The following is a 331-nucleotide window of genomic DNA, read 5'->3' as shown; positions in this document are numbered from 1 at the left end:
ACGCACGTATCAATGCGATTATCAAAAACTTTGAGCGTGGAGTACGTAAAGCACAACGTCTGGCCAAAACTTCCGTGCCAAACGAGATTGAAACAGAAATTAAAGCGAACACAAGTAAGTTTCAACGAGCGTTGACACGGGCTAAAGCAATGGCTCAAAAATGGCGTGAGCATACTGTTGAAATTGATGGTGACGCATCCCCTTTGAAAAGAGTTATTACAACGACAAAAGCAATTTTAAAAACCTTTAGAAAACACACTGTAAAAATAGATTACGATGTAAGAAAAACAGACTTACTAAAAGCTAAAATAGCTGATGTTTGGCATGCAGG

Annotated in this window: 1 pseudogene; it reads left to right on the top strand. The window is 38.7% G+C overall.

What is annotated here, in order from left to right:
* A pseudogene (locus CD138_RS13490) lies at positions 1 to 331 on the top strand (terminase); the annotation flags it as partial.

Origin of the sequence: Staphylococcus intermedius NCTC 11048 (assembly GCF_002902385.1) — a bacterium.
Taxonomy (GTDB): Bacteria; Bacillota; Bacilli; order Staphylococcales; family Staphylococcaceae; genus Staphylococcus; species Staphylococcus intermedius.
This window is presented reverse-complemented; position numbering and strand designations above follow the sequence as displayed.